The sequence below is a fragment of the Acetatifactor sp. genome (genome assembly GCF_982438285.1).
The window spans coordinates 1-2,828 of record NZ_CEWDFQ010000377.1; the positions used below are offsets into that span (position 1 = coordinate 1).

Genomic DNA, 2,828 nt, shown 5'->3' on the forward strand with positions numbered 1-2,828 from the left:
CCCCGCCGGTCTGGATATCGGACTTATGAATAAGTATTATGACCTTGCCCTGGCGGGGGATGAGCTGGCAAGAGATCATTATGCCAATCTGCAGAGGAAGGCGTCAGACTGTCTCCAATGCGGACATTGTGACAGACGGTGTCCCTTCCATGTAAAGCAGACCAGGAGAATGCAGGAAATTGCCGCTTATTTTGGAAAGTAAGGGTGTCAGGGATTTTCGCCTGTTTGGTTTTGCACCTGTATTTCTGCATCAGCTCCCTGGATATCCCGGATAATTTCTCCCACAGCGGGCACAGTGATGCGTCCGCTCAAAGGATTTTTGATGCTGAGTACCGGTGTGGTGATGACGGCGTCCACCTGGGAGCGCTCGAAGGCCAGATCGGCGTCGATCATCTGGCAATTTATCAGCTTTAAGCCCTTACAGTAGCACAGCGGCTGGGTGCCTGTGATTTTGCAGTTTTCAAAGGTGACGTTCTCGCAGTACCAGGCAAGATACTCTCCTTTGATTATGCTGTTTCGGATGGTTACGTTTTTGGCGTGCCAGAAGGCGTCCTTGGTATCGAAACTGCACGACTCGAAAAGGGAATTTTCAATATATTGGAAAGAATATTTTCCCTTCATGCGCACATTCTGAAAGTGCAGATTGCGGGAACGCATCATAAAGTATTCGCTTTCTGCACGGCAGTCCTTCATTTCTATTGTCTGCACCGACCAGCCAAACTCTGGGGAGAGAATATCGCATCCCTTCATCTTTACATCGCTGCATTCCCGCAGAGCCTTGATGCCGTGAAGCTTGGTGTCTGTGATTTCGATGTGGTCGGAATACCACAAGGCTGCCCGGCACAGGCTGGTCATCTCTGAATTTTGTATTTTCAGTCTGTGGTCGTGCCAGAAGGGATAGCGCAGATTAAAAAAACTGTGCTCTACCTGCACATCCTCACATTCCTTAAAGGCGCTTTCCCCATCTGCAGGGCCGTCAAAGGCGCAGTCCTTTACGAAAATTTCCTTGCTGCCATACAAGGCTCGTTCCATATCAAAGGTTTGGTTTTGAATCATTTTCATGAGTGTACCTCCTTGTCCGCCTCGGCAGACATCAATTAAAGTATAATCCGGATGTTTGTAAATGGCAAATGCTTGTGTGACAATATCACGGAAATCCTCCAAAAGATAGGCTATAATGGCAGCATAAAACGAACAAGGAGGATACAAATATGTCGGCAATAAATATTACCAAGGAAAATTTTCAGAAGGAGGTTATGGAGTCCGCACAGCCCGTTTTGCTGGATTTCTGGGCTTCCTGGTGCGGCCCCTGCAGGATGGTGGCTCCGGTGGTGGAGGAGATAGCTCAGGAGAGAACCGATATTAAGGTGGGAAAGGTCAATGTGGACGAACAGCCTGAGCTGGCCAGCCGTTTTCAGGTCATGAGCATTCCTACGCTGGTGGTAATCAAGGATGGCAAGGTGGCAAATCAGGCTGTGGGCGCAAGACCCAAAAGCCAGATCTTAAGTCTTTTATAAGAAAGGTGGAACAGCAAGGTGAAGGTTGTGATTGTAGGCGGGGTGGCAGGCGGAGCCACCGCTGCCGCCAGAATCAGGAGATTGGATGAACAGGCGGAAATCGTCGTGTTTGAGCGGTCGGGCTACGTGTCCTATGCCAACTGCGGCCTGCCCTATTATATTGGAGATGTGATCACCCACAAGGAGGAGCTGACCCTTCAGACCCCGGAGAGCTTTTTTGCCCGGTTTCGGATAACGGTGAAGGTGCGTCACCAGGTCACTGCAATTCATCCGGAGAGCCACACGGTTTCGGTGGAGGATCTGGAAACAGGAAGGAAATTTGAGGAAAGCTATGACAAGCTGCTTTTGTCTCCCGGCGCAAAGCCCATAAAGCCCGGCTTTTTCGGGGGCAATTCCGACAGACTGTTTACGCTGCGCACCGTGGAGGATACCTTCCGCATCAAGGAATATATCACAAAAAACCATCCTAAGACGGTTATACTGGCAGGAGGAGGCTTTATCAGCCTGGAGCTTGCAGAAAACCTAAAGAATCTTGGCATGGAGGTCACCATTGTAGAGCGGCTTAAGCAGCTGATGACTCCATTTGATCCGGACATGGCGGCATTTCTGCACAATGAGATGAGAAGGAATGGGGTGAAGCTGGTTTTAGGACGCGCAGTGGAAGGCTTCCGGGAAAGGGAAGGCTTTGTGGAGGTGCTTTTAGAGGACGGAGAATCCCTGCAGGCCCACATGGCGGTGCTTGCCATGGGAGTGGTTCCGGATACCGCACTTGCCAGGGAGGCTGGACTTTTGCTGGGAAGAAAGGACAGCATTCTGGTAAACGACAGGATGGAGACCTCCATCCCGGATATCTATGCGGCAGGAGATGCGGTGCAGATAAAGAATTTTGTCACCGGGCAGGATACGCTTGTTCCCCTTGCGGGGCCTGCCAATAAACAGGGACGGATTGCAGCGGACAATATCTGCGGAAACCACAGCCGTTATCTGGGGGCTCAGGGCAGCTCCGTCTTAAAGGCCTTTGCGCTGACGGCTGCCGCCACTGGTTTAAGTGAGACGGCTGCAAAGCAGGCGGGCATTGCTGCAGACAAGGTGATTCTTTCTCCCATGAGCCATGCCGGTTATTACCCGGGCGGCAAGGTCATGACCATGAAGGTGATCTTTGAAAAGGGGACGGGACGGCTTTTGGGCGCGCAGATCATAGGCTATGAAGGGGTGGACAAACGCATAGATGTTTTGTCCGTGGCCATCCATGCCAAAATGCAGGCCGCTCAGCTGAAAGATCTGGAGCTTGCCTATGCACCGCCCTTTTCC

General features: G+C 51.3%; 4 protein-coding genes. 3 read left to right on the forward strand and 1 reads right to left on the reverse strand.

Annotated elements, in window-relative coordinates:
* On the forward strand, positions 1-202 hold a 202-nt coding region (locus AC1WIP_RS14125), incomplete at its 5' end, for a 4Fe-4S dicluster domain-containing protein (protein WP_481142428.1).
* Between the two features lie 5 nt (positions 203-207).
* Here the strand turns inward: AC1WIP_RS14125 and AC1WIP_RS14130 are convergent.
* Positions 208-1,062 carry a DUF3737 family protein gene (locus tag AC1WIP_RS14130; RefSeq protein WP_481142429.1) on the reverse strand — a complete coding sequence of 285 codons (855 nt, stop codon included), beginning with the start codon at positions 1,060-1,062 and terminating at the stop codon, positions 208-210.
* Between the two features lie 149 nt (positions 1,063-1,211).
* On the opposite strand from AC1WIP_RS14130, the gene trxA reads away from it, so the two are divergent.
* Together trxA and AC1WIP_RS14140 are read left to right on the forward strand one after the other, a co-directional pair.
* A complete protein-coding gene (gene trxA, locus AC1WIP_RS14135) occupies positions 1,212-1,517 on the forward strand; it encodes a thioredoxin (protein WP_481142430.1) in 306 nt (101 codons plus the stop codon).
* An 18-nt stretch (positions 1,518-1,535) separates the two neighbouring features.
* Positions 1,536-2,828, forward strand: a 1,293-nt coding sequence (locus AC1WIP_RS14140; protein ID WP_481142431.1) for an FAD-dependent oxidoreductase, incomplete at its 3' end; no start/stop codon positions are given.